Raw genomic sequence first — 17,631 nt, forward strand, 5'->3', positions numbered from 1 at the left:
AGGCTTGACCCCGACCCAACTCCGTCGGCTGCGCGAAGCGTTTGCCGAGACCGCCGAGCCTGCCCGGCAGGCACGGATCGAATTGCTGGCCCATGAGCGCAGCCTCGCTGCCATGGTCGAGCGCGCCTATGGCCTGACCGACGAGGAAGTTGCTCTCATGTGGCGCACGGCCCCGCCCCGCATGCCGCTGGCCCCTCCACCCGGGTTAGATCTAAGCGATGACACTGGTGACTGAACTACTCTAGGTTTTTGCTGTCACTGCTAAAGTCCGCAACCGGCGCACTTCCTGACCTTTCCGCAACCGAACTCCATTGGCTGACTGTGGGCCGGAAGCAGAATGGCGGCTCTAGAGCGGCCAAACCCAAAAAGCGGACTTAGGATGCGCCGACTTACACGCACACTGTTGGAAAAGTTCGTCAGTGCTCGCTATCGGGCTCTATGGCCACGACACCAACAGCAACAAACGCAACGAAGAAGGGGCACTGTCCCACCTGCGATGGCGAGCGCACCTGCGAAATCCACGGCTCGATCTACAAGGCTTGGGACTGGGAGGACAAGCAATATGGCCATTCGGTCAACGGCGGTGTCGACCACTCTCTGCTCGAATGTCAAGGGTGCGAGACGGTCTTCTACGAAACTTCCAGCTGGAACAGCGAAGACACCGATCACTACTACGATGCGGCGGGGCAGGAGCAGTATGAGCATCCGAGGGAGATACAAACTTATCCGAAGCCAGAGGCCAAGACGAAGCCGGTATGGTTCGACGCCATGCAAAAGGCTGACCCCCAGCTGCGCAATATCCTGAGCCAGATGTACGTAGCGCACGACAACCAGGCACACATCCTCACGGCGATAGGACTCAGAACGGCACTGGACCGTGCAACCGAAGTCATCGGCATCGACCCGGCCAAGACATTTGATGAGAAACTGAACGAGCTGCGCAACGGAGGGTGGATCGGGCAAACTGAGCGGGACATCCTCGGCGTTGTTACGGATGCGGGTAATGCGGCTGCGCATCGCGGCTGGGAGCCCGACAGTCAGGAGGTTTCCGAACTGCTCTCATCGCTAGAGGTGTTCCTCCATCGCGCTTTTATCGTCGGCCAGAAGGCATTAGGCATCAAGAAAAGTATTCCCGCAAAACCCGAGCGGCTGCTCGCCGTTGGGAAGAAGACTACTCCCTGACCACAATTGGGGCCGGAAGCGGAAAGGCAGCTTTTATATCTTTGAGCGGATTAAGCGGACAGCGACTGCTGACCGAATCGCAAGCCGGTGCATTAGAGAATGGTCTGGAGAAACCCCTCTTGGAATAGACTTTTGCCGTCGTTAAAACGCACTTGCAGGACAGCCAACACGGAGCCGAGAGCCACAAAGTAAATCGGTTTACTATTTAGCGCGCCTTTCCTACCATCCAGTGATGGCGAGAGAAACCTTTACGATTGAGGGCGCAGGCGCAATTTCTCTTACAGCCGAGGCTGAGGGGGATGCCTACGCCATACCCGTCCTTCTTGCGCACGGCGGCGGGCAGACACGGCGCGCGTGGAGAAGGGTGGTCAGCGAGCTGGCTCAAGCCGGCTTTCGCGCAATCGCCTTCGACATGCGCGGTCACGGAGACAGCGATTGGTTGCCATGCGGAGCTTATGAAATGCGCGACTTCGCGGCGGATCTGGTCGCTGCAGCGTCGCGCCTGGACCAGAAGCCAGCGCTGGTCGGCGCTTCACTGGGCGGGCTCGCCGGACTGATTGCCGCAGGGGAGCTTGCTCCAGGTAGCTTTGCTTCACTCACATTGGTCGACATTGCCCCGCGCATGGAGCCTAGCGGTGTGATGCGCGTGGTTGGTTTCATGGAAGAGCATGTCGATAGCGGCTTCGCCTCACCAGAGGAGGCGGCCGACGTGATCGCTCGCTACATGCCGCATCGTCCCAGGCGGGGCGCGAGCGATGGTCTGAAAAACTATCTGAGGCAGAAGCCGGATGGGCGCTTCTATTGGCACTGGGACCCTGTGTTTATCCGTAATATAATGTCAGCCAGACAAGGCGACCCAGACAGCCAAGAACGTCAATCGGCAATGCTGAGCCAAGCTGCGGCGAATCTCACGCTTCCGCTTCACCTCATCCGAGGCGGCTCTAGCGATCTTGTTTCCGAAGAGGCCGTTTTGCATCTGCGACAACTCGTCCCCCATGCAGAATACACCGATATTGCCGATGCCACGCACATGGTCGTGGGCGATGCGAACGATGCCTTTTCCGCCGCTATCGTCGATTTCCTAGGGCGCCATCACTCTCGCGATACGGCTCAGCCACAGGGGACGAGGGAGCTATGATCGATCGAGAGCGCTTGCAGGAAATGCTGCATATAGCGCCGTTTCACCGATGGCTTGGGCTGGAGATTGCAACATGCTCCGACCAGGGAATCGCGATCACCATGCCATGGCGCGAAGAGATCGTGTCGAACCCTATGATTGGGTCGGCGCATGGAGGGATCCTGGCTTCACTGGTCGACCTCACCGGGCTTTATACTCTGCTTGCGGCGGGCGTCGCGGCGAGAGCGACGGCCGATCTGCATGTCAATTACCACCGTTCTGCAACCTCAGGACCTCTCACTGCTCACGGACAGATCGTGAAGCTCGGGCGACAGATTTCGGTGGCGGAAACCCGGGTTCTCGAGCCCGACGGCAAGTTGGTCGCCAGCGGCAGGGGCGCCTACTTCTCGTCAACCGGATCAATTGATCAGCGCGGCGGGACTATTGATCTCGAACAGGCTCTTGCCACCCAAGGCCCAGCGACTTCTGCAGCGCAATCCACGCCAGCGTAAGGGCGCCTTTTGCCCGGACGAGGTCTGCTGAGGCCTGCTGCTGTTCTCGCAGGGCCCGGTTGAGGTCAGCCTTCGAGATCGCTCCTGCAGCAAAACGTTGGCGGTTCAGGTCCGCCGCGACGTCAGCCTGCTTCTTGATTTGCATACTGGCAGCGAGCGCAACACGCTGCTGGCCGAAGCGAGCCAAGGCACGTTCGGCGTCTTGCAGTGCCAGAAGCACCGTCTGCTGGTAATTGGCGACTGCTTCGTTGCGCGCCGCCCCGGTTTGGTCGATCGCAGCGTCTACCCTGCCGAAATCCAGAAAATTCCACTGGAGGCGCGGGATCGCGAGTGCGGAGAATTCGCCGACATCGACAACGTCGTCCAACGAGGATCCGCCGAGGCCCAGGATCCCTGTGAAGGACAATTTCGGGAACCGCGCCGCCTCGGCCACCCCGATCCGCGCCGTCGACGCGGCAAGAGACCGTTCGGCCGCCCTTATGTCAGGCCGACGCGCCACCAGGCTTGCCGGATCGCCAATCGCGACCTGCTCTGGCGGCATGGGAATGGAGCGCACAGTCGTGAGCGCTGCATCAGCTGATCCCGGCACCTGTCCGGTCAGTATAGCGAGCGCATCAGACAGGACTGCGATATCCGCTTCAGCTTCGGCAAGTTGTGACTTGAGCACCTCCAGTTCGGCATTCGCGGTGCCTACCGGGAAAAGCGGCAATGCACCGCGCTGATAGCGTTGGTATGTCAGCGCCAGGATCTCTTCCTGCAACGAAATCTGCGCCTCAAATTGCTCTGCGCGGAATTGGGCCTCCCGCAAATTGACGTAGGTGCTGGCCACTTGGGCAGTCAACTGGACCTTAGCGTCCTCTGCATTGGCCACCGTTGCAGCAGCTTGGGCATTGCTGGCCTCAATGCGCCTGCGCGAGCCACCGGCAAACTCCAGCTCCCAGTTGGCGTTAAGGCCCACATTGTAAAAGCTGAGCGAGTCATCGGTTTCTGCGTCGGAATTGGTTTGCTCTGACGGGGGGGGCGCCCCGCCTTGAAGGTCGAGACCAGGAAGCCGGCCCTGCACGGTGGTGGCCTGTGCCCCAAGCGATGGCATTCGACCCGCACGGTCTTGCCTGATGGATGCCCGTGCCTGAGCAATGCGCGCCTGCGCTGCGGCGAGCGAGGGATTGCCGGACAGCGCAGCCTCCACCAGCCGCGTCAACTCGGGATCGCCGAGCAGCAGCCACCATCGAGCGACAACCGGATCAGATGCGCTCACATCACTGCCAGCGCGCACAAAGCGAGTGCCCGTGTCTGCTGACATAACTTCCGGGGGGCCTGCATAATCGGGCCCTGCCGTGCATCCAGCTAGCAAGGCGATAGTGACAAGCGGAGGTAGCAAGTGGCGCATCGTGTAGGGCTCAGTGCATCGAAAGGGAGACATTTTTTGGAAGCGGCCTCAGGAAGAGGACCAGCGGAACCGTCGCGAGGGTCAGAATCCCCATAACCAGGAACACATCATTGTAGGTCATTATGAACGCCTCGCGTTGGAGGGTGCGGCTCAGGACGGCCATCGCCCCCTCCATGCCGCCGAAGTTTCGCGCCAGCCCTTCGAGATAGGCCTGTAGCGAAACGCTGTTCGCATTCAGGGTCTCTTCCATCCGCCGGCTATGATGCCAGATCCGCTGGTCCTGGAACGATGCCAGAGCCGAAAGAGCGAAAGAGCCACCGAGATTGCGGGCCGCGTTGAAAATGCCCGAGGCATCGCCCGCGTCTTCCTTGGCCACCGACGCAACCGTTGCCTGATTCAGGAACATCATCGCAAGTATCATTCCGGCCCCGCGGATAAGCTGACTTTCAGTGAAGACTGCGCCGCCGGATTCCGCGGTCAGACTCGTGCTGACAAAGCAGCTGATCGCCATCAGCAGCATTCCGGTGCCGACGGCAATGCGGATGTCCACCTTGCGGATCATCAGGGGCAGAACCGGCATCAGGAGAAAGGCCGGGACACCCATCCAGAAGATGACCAGTCCCGTCTGAAAAGCATTATAGTCAGAGATGATCGCGAGGAACTGGGGGATAACGTAGGTTGAACCATACATCACCATGCCCAGGGCGAGAGCCATGATCGCGACGCTGGCGAACTGTCGATTGAACAGGAGCTGCAACTTCAAGACCGGCTTGCGTGCTTTCACTTGTCCGTAAATCAAACAGGCAAAGCCGATAATGGTCACCACCGTTAGCCAGCGAATGAGTGAGGACTCGAACCATTCTTCACGGTGCCCTTCCTCGAGTACAACAGTCAGACCGCCCAGTCCGAGGATCAGCCCGAGAATGCCAGCCCAATCGGCGTCCGTGAGATATTCCCACTTGGGCTTCTCGTGAGGCAGCCCGATAAACAGCAGGAGCAGCAGGATTGCGCAGACTGGCACATTGACGAAAAAGGCATAGTGCCAGCTCAGGTTCTCGGTCAGCCAGCCGCCGATCAATGGCCCCATCACGGGGCCAAGAACCACAGTCATGCCGAACAGGGCCATTCCGATGGGCTGTTGGTGCGGCGGCAATCGTTTAGCCACAATAGTCATTGCGGTCGGAATGAGGACTCCGCCCATGAAGCCCTGGCCCGTTCGGCCGATGATCATGGTCGTAAGGTCGGTGGCTACACCGCATAGCACCGAAAATGCGGTGAACGCGCTGACAGCGATGATGAGGAGGGTTCGCAGACCGAACAGCCGTTCCAGCCAAGCGCTCAGCGGAATGACGACGATTTCAGCAACGAGAAATGACGTAGCAATCCAGGTGCCTTCGGCGCCTGTGGCACCGATCTCGCCCTGAATGACGGGGAGTGCGGAATTGACGATTGATATGTCCAGCGTCGCGAGCATGGCGCCGAGCGCGCCCGCGGCCACAGCGACCCAGGCAGTCACGTCTGCGTTCTTTCGGCTCCCGGCCGGCCCGATCGAAGTGTCCTGCGCTGCCAGTATCTCGGTCATTGAGTCCGACTCGAGATCTCTTCCAATTCGCCGGCAGCATTCCGGGTGTCGACCGTAGCCACTACCGACATGCCGGGAACGAGCAGACGCCGCACTTCAGGGGGAGCATCGATAGCGATGCGGACGGGTATCCGTTGAACGATCTTGGTAAAGTTGCCGGTGGCATTTTCGGGGGGGAGGATGGAAAATTCCGCGCCCGTTCCCGGCGATATGCTGACCACTCGTCCCGCGATCTCAAGGCCTGGCAGGGCGTCAACTTCGAGCCTGACGCTCTGGCCGGCCCGGATGAGGCCGACCTGCGTTTCTTTGAAGTTCGCGGTCACGTAGATCGCGCTCACCGGAACCACCGTCATCAAACGTTGACCCGGTTGCACGAACTGGCCCACCCTCACCGAGAGATCGCCGACGCGGCCGGCCTTGCTGGCGCGCAGCAAGGTCGATTCAACCGTAAGGTCGGCTGTTTCCAGCTGAGCGCGGGCCGCGTCCGCCTGCGCCTGGGTCTGGCTGATCTGCTCGAACAGGGTCCCCCGGCGAGCGGTCGCGGCAGCCACCGCCGCCTGCGCAGCGGCGAGTTCGGCCCGCGCCTGCCGCGCCTGCGCCTCATACTGGTCTAGCTTTTCCCGCGGTTCGGCTCCTGTCGCGGCAAGGGGCCGATATCGCGCCACCTGGTCGTTCGCGAGGTCCAGTGCTGCGCGCGCGGCGGCGAGTTGGGCCCGCGCCTGGCGAATGGCTGCATCCTGTTCGGCTACCTGAGAACGGATTGTGTCGGCACCGGCCAGGGTCGCAGCGATCTGCGCGCGCGCCTGTTGCGCTTGCGCCTGATAATCCCGCAAATCCAGTTGTACGAGGGCTCCGCCGCGAGCAACCTGCTCGTTCTCCCCCACGAAGACCTCTTCGACGTATCCCGCTACCTTGGAAGAGATAACGACGCTGTCGGCAGCGACATAGGCGTTATCGGTCGACTGCATGTACTGTCCGTAGGTTACGTGCCGGTAGTACCACCAGATCCCGCCAAGCAGCACGGCAAGACCAACGATGATTAGCACGATGCGCAAGCCACGCCGCGATTGCGGTTTCGTTGGGGTTGTGCCCTCCTGCTCCGGTTGGTTGGAGTTATCGGTCATCTGACTCTTTCGGCAGCCTCAGTAAAAGGTGAACGCGTCTCGCGCCCTATGAGCCGTGAGTCAAATAGTAAAGGCATTTAGCAGTTTGCATTTGGGCATCCGAGGCTATCCGACTACACAGCGCTATGGATGAAAAACCAGATACCATGTCACGGTCTCAGCGTCGGCAGAAGGTCATCACCGATAATGACCGCATTCTCTATCTTATGGACGAGATCAGTCGCGGCGCGCGCAGAGTGTACGATGCGAGGGTCGCCAGGATCGGTCTCAATCAGACACAGTGGAGGATCATCGGACAACTTCTTCGCGATCCTGCCCTTACGCAGGCTGAAATCGCCAAGAAACTGGAACTGGAATCGGCGACCATCGGCCAGGCGGTTGCAGGTCTTTGCGCACGCGGGCTGATGAAAAGGCTTCGAGCTGAGACGGATCGGCGAGCGTGGCAGCTCATCCTCACGGAGCAGCTTGACGATCTGCTGCCCGAACTGAGAGGCTCCGCGGATAGGCTTCATGATCTGCTTTGGCGCGACATTGCCGCCGACGAGAAGCGAACGCTGCAGCAGATTCTTGAAAGGGTATCGGAAAATCTGGACCAACACCGTGCCGAGGCTGAATAAAATCATGGCATCGCCCCCGGAAAAGCCTATCGGCAGCATCGCTCGCGCCGCGGAGATTGGCCGAATCCTAATGAGGCACGGAGCGAAGAATCTCGCCGGAGCCCTCGGGTTTATTCCCTCTTCGAACAATGTCATCGACCCTCGCGAATTTCGCCCGGCCGCAGTTGTCGCGTTCCTCCGTGACATCGGGCCAGTCGGCATAAAACTGGGGCAGCTCCTCGCCACCCGAAGCGATCTGTTCACCGAACACTGGATCACGGCATTCTCAACCCTGCACGATCAGGTGTCGCCAGTGCGCTTCGCAGATATCGAGCCCGTACTTGCTTCAAGCTGGGGTGAGGACTGGCGGAACGACTTTGCGCAGTTCGACGAAAAGCCTTTGGCGTCCGCCTCGATTGCACAGACCTATTCCGCCGAGCTAAGGGACGGTAGCAAGGTCATCGTGAAGGTTCGACGCCCGGGCACCGCCGCGCGGATGGAAGCCGATGTGCGTCTGCTTGTGCGTCTTGCCGAGATCGCAGAAGCACGCTCTCCTGACATCGCGCGTTACCGGCCAGTCGAGTTTCTGCGGACCTTCGGCCGCAATCTTGCCTGGGAGATGGACCTCGCTGCGGAATCCCGAGCCTGCGAGCGGATCGGCGCATATCTCGATACCATCGGCGTCAGGACCCCGGCCATCCATTGGGAACTGACCGGGCTGCGGGTGAACGTTCAGGAACGCCTGTACGGCAGGCCCGCGTCTTCGCTGGGCAGCCCATCGGGCGACCCGCGGGTGGCGGCTTTCGCTAAAAGCTATGCCAACGCTGTCCTGCGGATGATCATCCTGAACGGCGAATTTCACGGCGACCCCCATCCGGGTAACGTCTTCCTGATCGGCGAGCAGGATGTCGGCTTCATCGACTTCGGATCAGTCGGGACGCTCACCAAGGCCAGGCGCGACGAGATCGTCCGCCTCGTGCTTGCGATTGCTGGTGAGAAAACCAGCGATGTCGCGAATGTCCTGCTCGCATGGGCGGGGGAGCCGAAGGTGGATCGCGATGCGCTCGCGGTGGATCTGGATCAGTTGATCGGAGAGTTCAGGGGAACCGTGCTATCTGGCATCGAGTTCTCGCAGATTTTTTCCCGCGTTTTCGACCTGTTGCGGGATTATCGACTGGTTCTGCCACCTGATCTGGCCATTCTTCTGCGTACCTTGCTTACGGCAGAGGGTGTCGTCCGATCACTGGCACCCGACTATAACATTGCCGAGGACACCCGGCCGATCATGACGGAGCTTTTCGCCGAGCGGTTCTCGCTCGCTAGCGCTCGGTCGGGTTTGAAGAAACTTCGCGGTCAGCTGCTGGGGTTGTCGGCGTCCTTGCCCGACATACTTGCCACTGCGAACTCGATCGCAAAGTCAGGATATGTGCCGGTTCAGCTCGATCCGCTCAGTATCGAGCAACTCGCAGGACTTCGCAATGAGCGTCAGTCCTTGAAAGGCCCTCTAGCTGCCGCATTGATCGTGGCTAGCGCATTGCTTGTCGATCAATCCTGGCTTCTGGCTGGCGGCGCGCTTGTGATTGCTGGGGTGGTGCTCATCCGAAAATCATAATGAAGGAGCAACTTAATTCGTGCACGGTCACGTTACGGCAAAGCCGAACTTAATGAGGATTTCATACGCCGCACTTCAGCGACCAAGACGCATCGCGAAAAAAATTTTTCGACCTATTGCGATTGAAGGCTTATTTTCCTCAATCAGACGAAACTATGGAACGGCAGCTTTCAGGCTTGTCCTCGCCTGACTTTATGGCCGCTATTAGGGCGCATTGCTGCCAAGCGAATTAGACCCCACGACATTGAATTCGAATCTCTGGAGCGCGAAATCTCACTGACGCCAGGGGGCTTCGGATAGCGCCAGTCTGCACGCGATTTCATCACCAATTTCGGTCGCAGCCTCAAGGAGGGAGGTATCATCCAAGTGTGCATACCGAGCTGTTGTCGAAACCTGCCTGTGGCCAAGGAGGCTTCCAATCATCGGCAAAGTCTCGGATGATCGCGCTGCCAGGCTGGCATAGTTGTGCCTCAGATCGTGGAGCCTGACGTCATCCAGACCGGCATCACGCCGAAGCTTGCGCCAGAACCAGTCGATCGCTGAAACCGACTGCCCCTTGAACGGAAACACTAGCTCATCCTTCTTCCCACGCGGCAATCCATCGAGCACCGCCCTCGCCTCCTGGCCAAGCCAGACGATGCGCGGACCTGTCTTGGAATCGGTCAGTTTGAGCTTCCGCCCCTGAACCTCGCCCCAGGTGAGGTTGAGGATTTCGCCGCGTCGGCATCCCGTCAACGTGAGCAGTGTGACTACCGCCGCCTCGACGGGCTGGTCAGCGCGTCGGTCGACAAGGGCTTTCCCGAGCCGCGCCATCTCGGCGTCGCTCAGAAACCGTTCGATCTTGCGCCCCCTGTTCTTCTTCACGCCTCGAAAGGGGTTTGAATGCTCCGGAATATAGCCCCAGGCCTCGGCCTTGGCGAACATGGCTTTCAGAATTTCCATGGCGCGGTTTGCCGCGCCCGGCCCTGCCGAGCGCGTTACCTCCGCGTGCCAGCGCACCGCATCGGCATGATCGATCTCGTCGATGAACTTGCCCGCAAACGCATGGTCGAGATGGGTGCGGCGGTAGATGTCCTGGATCTCGCGCGTGGACTTCTTCCAGGTCGGTGCCGCCACATCCCAATACGACTGAAGGAACGCCGCATAGGTCGGCGTCTTCGTGCCGCGCTTCTTCTTGTCTGCCGGGTTCTGCCCGAGCTCGATCCGGAGGATCAGCCGGCGGGCAACATCCTTCGCGATGCGCTCGGTAAGGATGGCGGCATCGCCGATCGTTATCAACCGCTGCTTGCCACCGATGGTCCGCTGGAGGACGTAGCTCTTGCGTCCTGAGCGGTGGATGCGCTCGCCAAAGCCCGGAAGCACGTAGTCAAACCTCGTCCGGCGCTTCCCAGCCTCTCCCGGAACAACGCGCGCGAGTTCCTCGGCCAGGATATGCTTCAGATCGTATCCGGTCACGCCGCGATGCCCAGCGCACCGGCGAGGCTCGAACAAATCCGGTCGGCGCTCTCCGAGATGATGTCGTCTGCAAGATGCGCATAGCGCGCGGTCGTCTCGGGAAGCGCGTGCCCCAACAGCTTGCCGATGGTCGCGAGTGGAATGCCCTTGGCAATGGCCGCTGAGGCAAAGCTGTGGCGAAGATCGTGGAGCCGGACATCGGGAAGAGCGGCCTTGCGCCTGATCCTGATCCAGTGTTCTCCAAGATTGATTGGTCCCTCCCGATGCAACGCCGGAAAGACAAGCTGGTCGTCGGCCCGGCGGTCGAGGCCACTCAGAATTTCGATCGCTTGCGGGTTGAGATAAATGGTCTTCGGGCCGGTCTTGCTGTCGGGTAGCGCAAGTCGAGGAATCTGGACGTAGCGCCAGCGCAAGGTCGCAATCTCCGAAGCACGTGCACCCGTGTAAACGAGCAAGAGAAGCGCGGGGATCACGAACGGGTTCGCAAACTCGTGATTGGCCAACGCGCGCCCGAGCCTGCGGTATTCGTCGGCGGAAAGGTAGCGCTCCGGGAGCTCGCGCTTGAAGCGGGACACACCGCGACACGGGTTGGAGCATTTGGCGCGATACCCGAGCTTTTCCGCATACTGCATCATGACAGACATGATCGGGATGGTGCGATTGAAGCTCCCTTCCCTCTTTGTCATGGTGTCGCGCCAGCGGTTGATGTCTGACCGTGCGATCATGTCGACCGGAAGTTCGCCGAAATGCGGAATGAGCAGCTGATCGATGCGCGAGCGCGAGCTCGTCCTGGTCGACGGCTTCCAGTGCGGCGAATAGTCGGTCCAGAATTCCTCGGCGAAGTCGACAAAGAGCGGGACCTTTTTCTGCTCGGGCGCAGACGGCAGGTCGGCAAGCGTAGCCCTGATGAGCAATCTGCGCGCGGCAGCGCGCGCGGCGGGAGCGCCCAGCGCACCTGCCGCCACTCCCGCGCGTCCCAGCGTCACCATCCTCTGCACGCCTCGGGGCCTGTACTTCACTATCCAGCTAAGGTGTCCGGACTTGCGCTTGCGCAGTCCGAAGCCAGGCAGTTCATTATCCCATGTAATCCCGAGCGGAAGTGAGGCTCGACGGGCCACATGACCGGTCAGTTTCAGCTTATTGGATTGGCGTTTGTGTGTGACGGCTGTGCCTTGCCCACCCACAGATTGCCGGTGGGTTAGAAATTTCGAACTATCTGTTTTTACTAGGTTTTGCTCCATAAATGCAGCTTAGGCTGCGTCCGGTGTGCCAAATTTGTTCCCCAATTGCGCGTGGGTATCCAGTGTTGTTGGGAATTGAATTCCTGGCGGCAGTTTCCAGCCTGACCTGTCGGAGCGAGCGCAGACATTTGGCTATGGAAATCGCTTTGGCTTCACGCTGATATCCGGCCCCCACACAAGAACCGCACCCCCGGCAAGGCGGCGGCAAAGGAGCGCGTGCGAGGCCAGGAACCGGGGGTTGTCGGTTCCGCCAGCCTCGCGCCGCTTCGACCCGGCGCCGGGCGGGAGTGCGTGCGGGACGCAAGAGCAAGAACACTGCGCCCGCAGGAGCACCGCTGAACGCGGTGCGGGACCGAGCGCGTCACAAGTCCCGCTCCGCTTTTCGCCCCAACTCTTCCACCGGCGACCATGAAAAAAGGGCAGGAACCGCAACCGGCTCCTGCCCCTGCTCGGTGGTCAGAATTCGTCGAGCATGCCGCCGTGCACAGTATGAACCACCCGGCTCGCCAGATGTGCCGGCAAGGCGTTGTAGTCGCCCTCGTCGAGAGCGAAGTATCCGAGATCGTCGTCTTCCACGACGTGCTGGTCGAAGAAGCTGTGCAAGGCCCGCCGTTCGGCAGTAGCGAGTGCTTCGAAGTAGCTGATTGAGTTCGATTCAAGAATGCCAAGTGTAGTCATGATTTCCTCCTGATGTCTGTCGGTGAGACGACGGGAGGAAGGCGGATGGGCGCGGTGCCGGCGGGTCAGGGATCGCCCGCACGGGCGACCGCGAAGCGGCGGTGGGGGCAACGATTTTGTCGGACCGCAGCGCAAGCGGAGGGGCGGCGAAATGGTGGGGCCCCGCCGTCCTTGACGCGCTTGTGCCGGGCCCGTCATCCTTAAAAGTCCGTGAGCCAGGCCCCTCCCCCGCTCAATGAAGAGCGCCTGTGCCAGTCACCTGCAAAAGGACTTTCCTACAGGGTCTTGCCTGTCCCATTGGACCCGCGGGAGGAACGCGAAGGGGGAGTAAGGATGAACTCCAATGCCATCGAACCGCAGCGCCGTTGCCGCCCTCCGAAAGCTCGAAGCCAATCAGGCAGCCCTCAACCAGCGTAAGCAGCACCTCGAAGAGCAGGCCGCGCTTGAACTCGGCCGCGTGATCCTCGGAACAGGTGTCGAGGCCTTCTCGAAGAAGGGCCTATCGAGGGTCGCCGCCGAGTTGGGCAAGCTCGGGGAAGAGGGTGCTCTGCGAAAGCTGGTTTCGTCTGCGCCGTCGTCTTCCCGATCCGGGCAGACGCCATCGGAATAAACATGAGAAAGGGGCCCTGTCCGCTGGGACAGGACCCCTTTCGGATGGAGATCGACGGGAGAGGTCAGTCGATCTCGGGAGCGTCGGTGTTGTCGCCTTCTTCGCCGGAGCCGTTGCCGCGCGAGAGGAAGTCGACCTTGTCGGCGAGGATCTCGGTTCCGTAGCGGGTAACTCCGTCCTTGTCTTCCCACTGGGTGTAGTGGATGCGGCCTTGGACCGATACCAGCTGGCCCTTGGTGCAGTACTGCCCGACGGTCTTGGCGAGGCCATTGAAGCAGGTCACCCGGTGAAACTCGCTTTCCTTGGCAGTGTAGCCGTTCTCGTCCTTGTAGGTCTTGCCGTCCTTGTCGCGCGCGGGGCGATCGGTGACGACGGTAATCCCGGTGACATTGGTGCCGCCCTTGGTCTCGCGGGTGTCGGGATCGCGGGCGATGCGGCCGGTGAGGATTGCGATATTGGTCATGGTGTAAGTCCTTCAGTTCCTCAAACCGGAGACCATCTCCGGCTTGCGAACATCCAGAAGAAGCAGGGCATGGGAGGACTGCACCGCAGGAGCGAAGCTCCAAGGGAAACCTGTTCATGACGGGTGGTGCGGGCAGGCGCGCGAAGCGCGACCACACGGCCGGAAAGGAACGGGTTGCCGTCCTCAGCTGACCTGGTTCAGGACTGTTCGCGACAAAAGCCGGATGGGTATCGGGTGCGGGTCTGAAGGTGCCGAGACCTTGTGTCGTAATCAGCCTGCCCCATCGCCTTCCGATGCTGCCAGGAGATCCATGAAGTTGCGGGCTGCTTCCCGGTCTTCCTCGTTCTCGAACGCCAGATCGAGGTCGGGCGCGGACCCGAACATATGCAGGAACGACCACAGCGCAAAGCGCTTGCCGCGGTCCTCTTCAAGGCCGGCATCGACCCGACAATGCTCGATGCCGGCTAACAAAGTGTCGGGAGCAACCCCTGTGAGGTCGGTGGTGGCAAAGTAGCGCTGCAGCAGATCATCAAGTTGCATAGGCGGTCCTGTAGCCCGTAAAGTCGGGTACGAAAATCGCAAGGTCGAGTTCGATTGTAGACGCAAGCATCTCGGTCGCAGAAGACGCGCCCGAAAAGTCAACTAGCCCGTTGGATTGAGCAATGAAGCTGCTCGAAAGCGTACCTATTCGGGCCTGTCATAACCCTACAATCGACTGAACCACCATTGATGGTAGTATGACCTCGCGACCCGAAGGGCTCGGAGCAGCAATGCAATGAGTTCTCTCCTTATGGGCGGCCTCGGAGGAGGCCGCCCTTTTTCGGCAATGAAGACTAACCGAAACGAGAGATTGAAGGCGTCTCGGCGATTACGCCGGGCTGGTGCCCAACAGCCCGCGACGATCGACCACGGTGATCCGACGCGTCTTGGCGTCGATCACCAGTCGTTCGGTCACGCCATTGCCCGGAAATGCGACAACGTAGCGGGGATTGAGCGAGAGCATCTGCTCGTTGCGCTTGAAGCCGGCGCGAGCGCCAAGCCGACGGTCGAGCGAATAGGTAAGCTGCTGCACTTCGCGGCGTTCAGCCCAGCTCGCTGCCAGGCGATCGGCACCCTTGCCGTCCCCGCCATGGACCAGGAAGAGATCGGGAACCACATCGCGAACCTTGTCCAGCGTCGCCCAGATACTGTCGGCATAAACGCGCGCCTCCTCGGCGCTCTCGAAGCTCTGACGACCACCGGCAAAGACGACCGGAGTTCCCTCCGGGATCAGGGCGTGACGCCGGTTCTCGGCACGTGCGCGAAGGAAATCTCGGGCATCGATAACAGCCGAGGTTAGGTGGCGCGAATGGCTCGCGCGCGAGCCGGAAACGGGCTTCCACGAGGAACCGGTTTCGTCGCGATAGAGTGTAGCAGCCATCTCGCGCATCTGCTCGAAGGCCAGCATGCTTGCTTCGGCAGCCTGCGCGCGCTCGACCTGCTCTTCGAGGTTACTCGAATGCACTTCGGAGCCATCGGCCGATGCGAGGAGGACCCGGATCTCGTCGCTGGCCCGGTCGAGCTGAGCGGACTTGCGGCTTGCAGCGCGGTGGAAGAGATTGACCATGCCCCAGGCAATATCCTCGGCATCAGCTTCCAGGGCCGTGTCGGAAAACATCGCGAAGAGGTCGGACCATACGGCGCAAAGCGTCTGGTCGATCGCATCCTCGCAGGGAAAGTCGGTCTCGTTGAACGGGGCTGGCCTGATGTTGAGGCCTGAAAGGTCAAGGCCGCTCAAATGGTCGATGAAGCTGTCGTACATGGGTGTCTCCTGATCGCGGGGACAAGGAGAGGAGGCACCATTGCCTCGGCCCTGTCCGCCGGAGCCCGATCAGGGCCGGGACAACGGGCGAGACGCACCGCACAGCGGGAAACCTGCGGCCCTAGGCTGGCGCGGGCAACACGGGCCGACGGGCCGCAGGTTGCGGCTCGCCCCGACCGGCCCAAGGGCCTCTCCCGGCGGACTGGGACGAGGCAGAATCAGACCCCGATGCCGCAAGCGGATCGGGAGCGCTCGAAGATCGCTTCGCCATTCGAGAACCGCCCGACCAGGCGCAACTCACCAAACAGGTCGATGAACCGTCCCGACACCTGGCCAAGCCAGTGCCGTGACCTCGCCGTTCGAGGGTTGTAGAAATCGGCCTCCCAGTACCGGGCATCGTCGCGTTCGGCGAGCCAGATCGCCGCGAGCCCGCAATAGGTCGATATGCCGCAATCGGCGAAGGCATTGCGAAGGAGGATACGATCTTCGCGGCCACGCCATCCATCGAAGCGCTCGAACGACGGAAAGGCCGCTTTCGCGGTATCGATGATCTCTTCGACGAGGCATTCGTAGGCCCAGTCGATATCTTGGTCTTCGCCGTCATCAAGCAGGCGAAAGGCCACCACGGAGCCGGTAGGATAGCTGACGGAACGTCCCATCTCACTGCTCCTCAGGCTGCATCAGCTAGATGGATGTCGGGCTCGCTTTCACAGGATTGGTGACCGCCAAGTTCGAGCAACAGGCAGGCCGCTTCCTCGGCCTTTGCCGCAGCGGTCAGGATCGCGCGCTCGTCCGATTTGAGGATCTTGAGCCAGGACGCGATGTAGCTGGCGTGATGGTCGAGGTGAGTGACCGGAAGACCCAGTTCGGCTCCAAGGATTGCCGACGAAAGTTCGGCGATCAGTTCTTCGGCGGCATAGGCCTCGCTGACGAAGCGATTCTTGAGATCGCGATCGAGCCGCGAGGAATGCCCCGTCCAGTGCGACAGCTCGTGTGCGAGCGTTGCATAGTAGTGGTCATAGGCTTCGAACAGTTCGGCTGGCGGCATGGTGACACGGTCACGCAGCGGCTCGTAATAGGCCTGCGCACCATAATGGCGCAGGTCTGCGCCAATATGGGCAAAGAAGGCATCGAGCCGGTCTTCGCGTCCTTTGGGCTCGAGCGCGGCAACCAGCGGTTTGGGATGGTAGAATGCAGGGAGGCCATCGCACTGGTCGGCATTGAAGACAGCATAGGCCTTGAGCACGCGCCGGTTCTCGGTGTCGGCTTCGCCTTCGGCGGTCTCGACCTCCTTCGTGTAGCTCTTGTAGAAGATCGCGATGGTCGATTTCTCACCCTTGCGGACCTGTCCGCCGAGCTTCTGGCACTGGCGATAGGTCATCCAGTAGGGCGAGGCGTAGCCACAGCCGTCGGCCACCATCCACAACCAGAAGGTGTTCATGCCGCGATAGGGCGTCCCGCAGGAGCGCAAGGGCCGCGAGACGGGCACACCGCGCCACGGCTTGACCCAGGGCTTTGTGCCTTGCTCGAGCTTTTCGATGATGGCGGCGGTGATGCGCTGGGCAGGCGAAGTCGAAGCAGTGCGGCGGGACTTGGTCATGGGAGTTCTCCTGATCGCCAAGACGGACATGTCCCGGTTCAGGAAAAGCAAAAGCTCCCTCCCCTCTCGTCTAATGATGACGGCTTTGCGCCCTCCATCCGGGCATTTGGGAACTAATCGCAATCGCCCGAAAGCGGACACCCTTAAGGGAGACCCGTCTTGGAGTTAGAAGCTCGAGGCGTACACTGCTTGGTGGGGGTGTTGGCGCTGCCGAAGCTGCGCTTCAACGTGATGCCGAAGTTCAGATGGCGGTTTCGCTCACGAAACTCTCTAGCGGTTGATCCGGGCACAGCTCGGAAAAAACATCAACCGTTCCCGTTGGTTTGACGTATCGAAGAGATTGTCGATATTGATTGCTATGGCTGTTCGTGGATCGGGGCGCTATTCAATAAAATACCTCTCCGAATGGCCCTCCGTTGAACGTATCTCGGGATGCATCGGGCAGGTGTAAATCATGCCGGTCGGCAAGTCCTCCACCGCGTCGAGATGCGCTCGTGAGAGATAAAGCTCGGGATCAATCTCGAATTTGTCGAGACAGCGCGATGAACAGGAATAATGCTCAGAGCCCTCGTGGCGGGCCTCTGTTTGGCGCCCTCGACCGTAACGCGCATACCGCAGACCGGATCGTTCGCTGTGCCCTTAATAACGCTGTCCTCCTTGCTCATGCG

At 60.6% G+C, this 17,631-nt stretch carries 18 protein-coding genes; 7 read left to right on the forward strand and 11 right to left on the reverse strand.

Going from position 1 to position 17,631, the window contains the following annotated elements; all coding sequences use genetic code 11:
* Positions 1–4: 4 nt before the first annotated feature.
* The 4 genes from VO57_012450 to VO57_012465 all read left to right on the forward strand — a co-directional run bounded on the left by VO57_012450 (position 5) and on the right by VO57_012465 (position 2,811).
* Positions 5–235: a hypothetical protein gene (locus VO57_012450; GenBank protein XBL68940.1), complete on the forward strand. Its 231-nt coding sequence runs from the start codon at positions 5–7 to the stop codon at positions 233–235.
* Between the two features lie 203 nt (positions 236–438).
* Positions 439–1,182: a DUF4145 domain-containing protein gene (locus VO57_012455; protein ID XBL68941.1), complete on the forward strand. Its 744-nt coding sequence runs from the start codon at positions 439–441 to the stop codon at positions 1,180–1,182.
* 232 nt (positions 1,183–1,414) lie between these two features.
* On the forward strand, positions 1,415–2,320 hold the full coding sequence (locus tag VO57_012460) for an alpha/beta hydrolase (protein ID XBL68942.1): 906 nt from the start codon (positions 1,415–1,417) through the stop codon (positions 2,318–2,320).
* Positions 2,317–2,811, forward strand: a complete 495-nt coding sequence (locus tag VO57_012465; protein XBL68943.1) for a hotdog fold thioesterase — start codon at positions 2,317–2,319, stop codon at positions 2,809–2,811. Before VO57_012460 ends, VO57_012465 begins: the two co-directional genes overlap by 4 nt.
* Here the strand turns inward: VO57_012465 and VO57_012470 are convergent.
* Genes VO57_012470 through VO57_012480 form a run of 3 tightly spaced genes read right to left on the reverse strand, consistent with a single transcriptional unit; the run spans position 2,741 to position 6,907 of the window.
* Positions 2,741–4,201, reverse strand: a complete 1,461-nt coding sequence (locus VO57_012470; GenBank protein ID XBL68944.1) for an efflux transporter outer membrane subunit — start codon at positions 4,199–4,201, stop codon at positions 2,741–2,743. The genes VO57_012465 and VO57_012470 overlap by 71 nt on opposite strands.
* A 10-nt stretch (positions 4,202–4,211) precedes the next feature.
* Complete coding sequence (locus tag VO57_012475; protein ID XBL68945.1) at positions 4,212–5,783, reverse strand: MDR family MFS transporter; 1,572 nt, start codon at positions 5,781–5,783, stop codon at positions 4,212–4,214.
* Positions 5,780–6,907: an HlyD family secretion protein gene (locus VO57_012480; GenBank protein ID XBL68946.1), complete on the reverse strand. Its 1,128-nt coding sequence runs from the start codon at positions 6,905–6,907 to the stop codon at positions 5,780–5,782. Before VO57_012480 ends, VO57_012475 begins: the two co-directional genes overlap by 4 nt.
* 125 nt (positions 6,908–7,032) lie before the next feature.
* Between VO57_012480 and VO57_012485 the strand changes: the two genes are divergently transcribed.
* Both VO57_012485 and VO57_012490 read left to right on the forward strand, forming a co-directional pair.
* Positions 7,033–7,524: a MarR family transcriptional regulator gene (locus VO57_012485; protein ID XBL68947.1), complete on the forward strand. Its 492-nt coding sequence runs from the start codon at positions 7,033–7,035 to the stop codon at positions 7,522–7,524.
* Positions 7,525–7,528: 4 nt separating this feature from the next.
* A complete protein-coding gene (locus tag VO57_012490; protein ID XBL68948.1) occupies positions 7,529–9,115 on the forward strand; it encodes an AarF/UbiB family protein in 1,587 nt (528 codons plus the stop codon).
* 273 nt (positions 9,116–9,388) lie between these two features.
* Here the strand turns inward: VO57_012490 and VO57_012495 are convergent, their stop codons facing one another.
* The 3 genes from VO57_012495 to VO57_012505 form a co-directional block, all read right to left on the reverse strand.
* Positions 9,389–10,570, reverse strand: coding sequence for a site-specific integrase (locus VO57_012495; GenBank protein XBL68949.1), 1,182 nt, complete (start codon positions 10,568–10,570; stop codon positions 9,389–9,391).
* Positions 10,567–11,559, reverse strand: coding sequence for a site-specific integrase (locus VO57_012500; GenBank protein XBL68950.1), 993 nt, complete (start codon positions 11,557–11,559; stop codon positions 10,567–10,569). Before VO57_012500 ends, VO57_012495 begins: the two co-directional genes overlap by 4 nt.
* A 708-nt stretch (positions 11,560–12,267) precedes the next feature.
* On the reverse strand, positions 12,268–12,489 hold the full coding sequence (locus VO57_012505) for a hypothetical protein (GenBank protein XBL68951.1): 222 nt from the start codon (positions 12,487–12,489) through the stop codon (positions 12,268–12,270).
* A gap of 343 nt (positions 12,490–12,832) precedes the next feature.
* On the opposite strand from VO57_012505, the gene VO57_012510 reads away from it, so the two are divergent.
* Positions 12,833–13,099, forward strand: coding sequence for a DUF6437 family protein (locus tag VO57_012510; GenBank protein ID XBL68952.1), 267 nt, complete (start codon positions 12,833–12,835; stop codon positions 13,097–13,099).
* A gap of 64 nt (positions 13,100–13,163) precedes the next feature.
* On the opposite strand, the gene VO57_012515 is transcribed toward VO57_012510, so the two are convergent.
* From VO57_012515 to VO57_012535, 5 genes are all read right to left on the reverse strand, one after another.
* Complete coding sequence (locus VO57_012515) at positions 13,164–13,562, reverse strand: single-stranded DNA-binding protein (protein ID XBL68953.1); 399 nt, start codon at positions 13,560–13,562, stop codon at positions 13,164–13,166.
* Positions 13,563–13,832: 270 nt separating this feature from the next.
* Positions 13,833–14,102, reverse strand: coding sequence for a hypothetical protein (locus VO57_012520; protein XBL68954.1), 270 nt, complete (start codon positions 14,100–14,102; stop codon positions 13,833–13,835).
* Between the two features lie 328 nt (positions 14,103–14,430).
* Complete coding sequence (locus tag VO57_012525; GenBank protein ID XBL68955.1) at positions 14,431–15,363, reverse strand: DUF2493 domain-containing protein; 933 nt, start codon at positions 15,361–15,363, stop codon at positions 14,431–14,433.
* A gap of 218 nt (positions 15,364–15,581) precedes the next feature.
* On the reverse strand, positions 15,582–16,022 hold the full coding sequence (locus tag VO57_012530; protein XBL68956.1) for a hypothetical protein: 441 nt from the start codon (positions 16,020–16,022) through the stop codon (positions 15,582–15,584).
* Between the two features lie 11 nt (positions 16,023–16,033).
* The gene (locus VO57_012535) at positions 16,034–16,963 is read right to left on the reverse strand and encodes a zincin-like metallopeptidase domain-containing protein (protein ID XBL68957.1); all 930 of its coding nucleotides are present in this window, start codon (positions 16,961–16,963) and stop codon (positions 16,034–16,036) included.
* Positions 16,964–17,631 lie beyond the last annotated feature (668 nt).

Source organism: Citromicrobium bathyomarinum (assembly GCA_001306305.2).
GTDB classification, from domain to species: domain Bacteria; phylum Pseudomonadota; class Alphaproteobacteria; order Sphingomonadales; family Sphingomonadaceae; genus Alteriqipengyuania; species Alteriqipengyuania bathyomarina.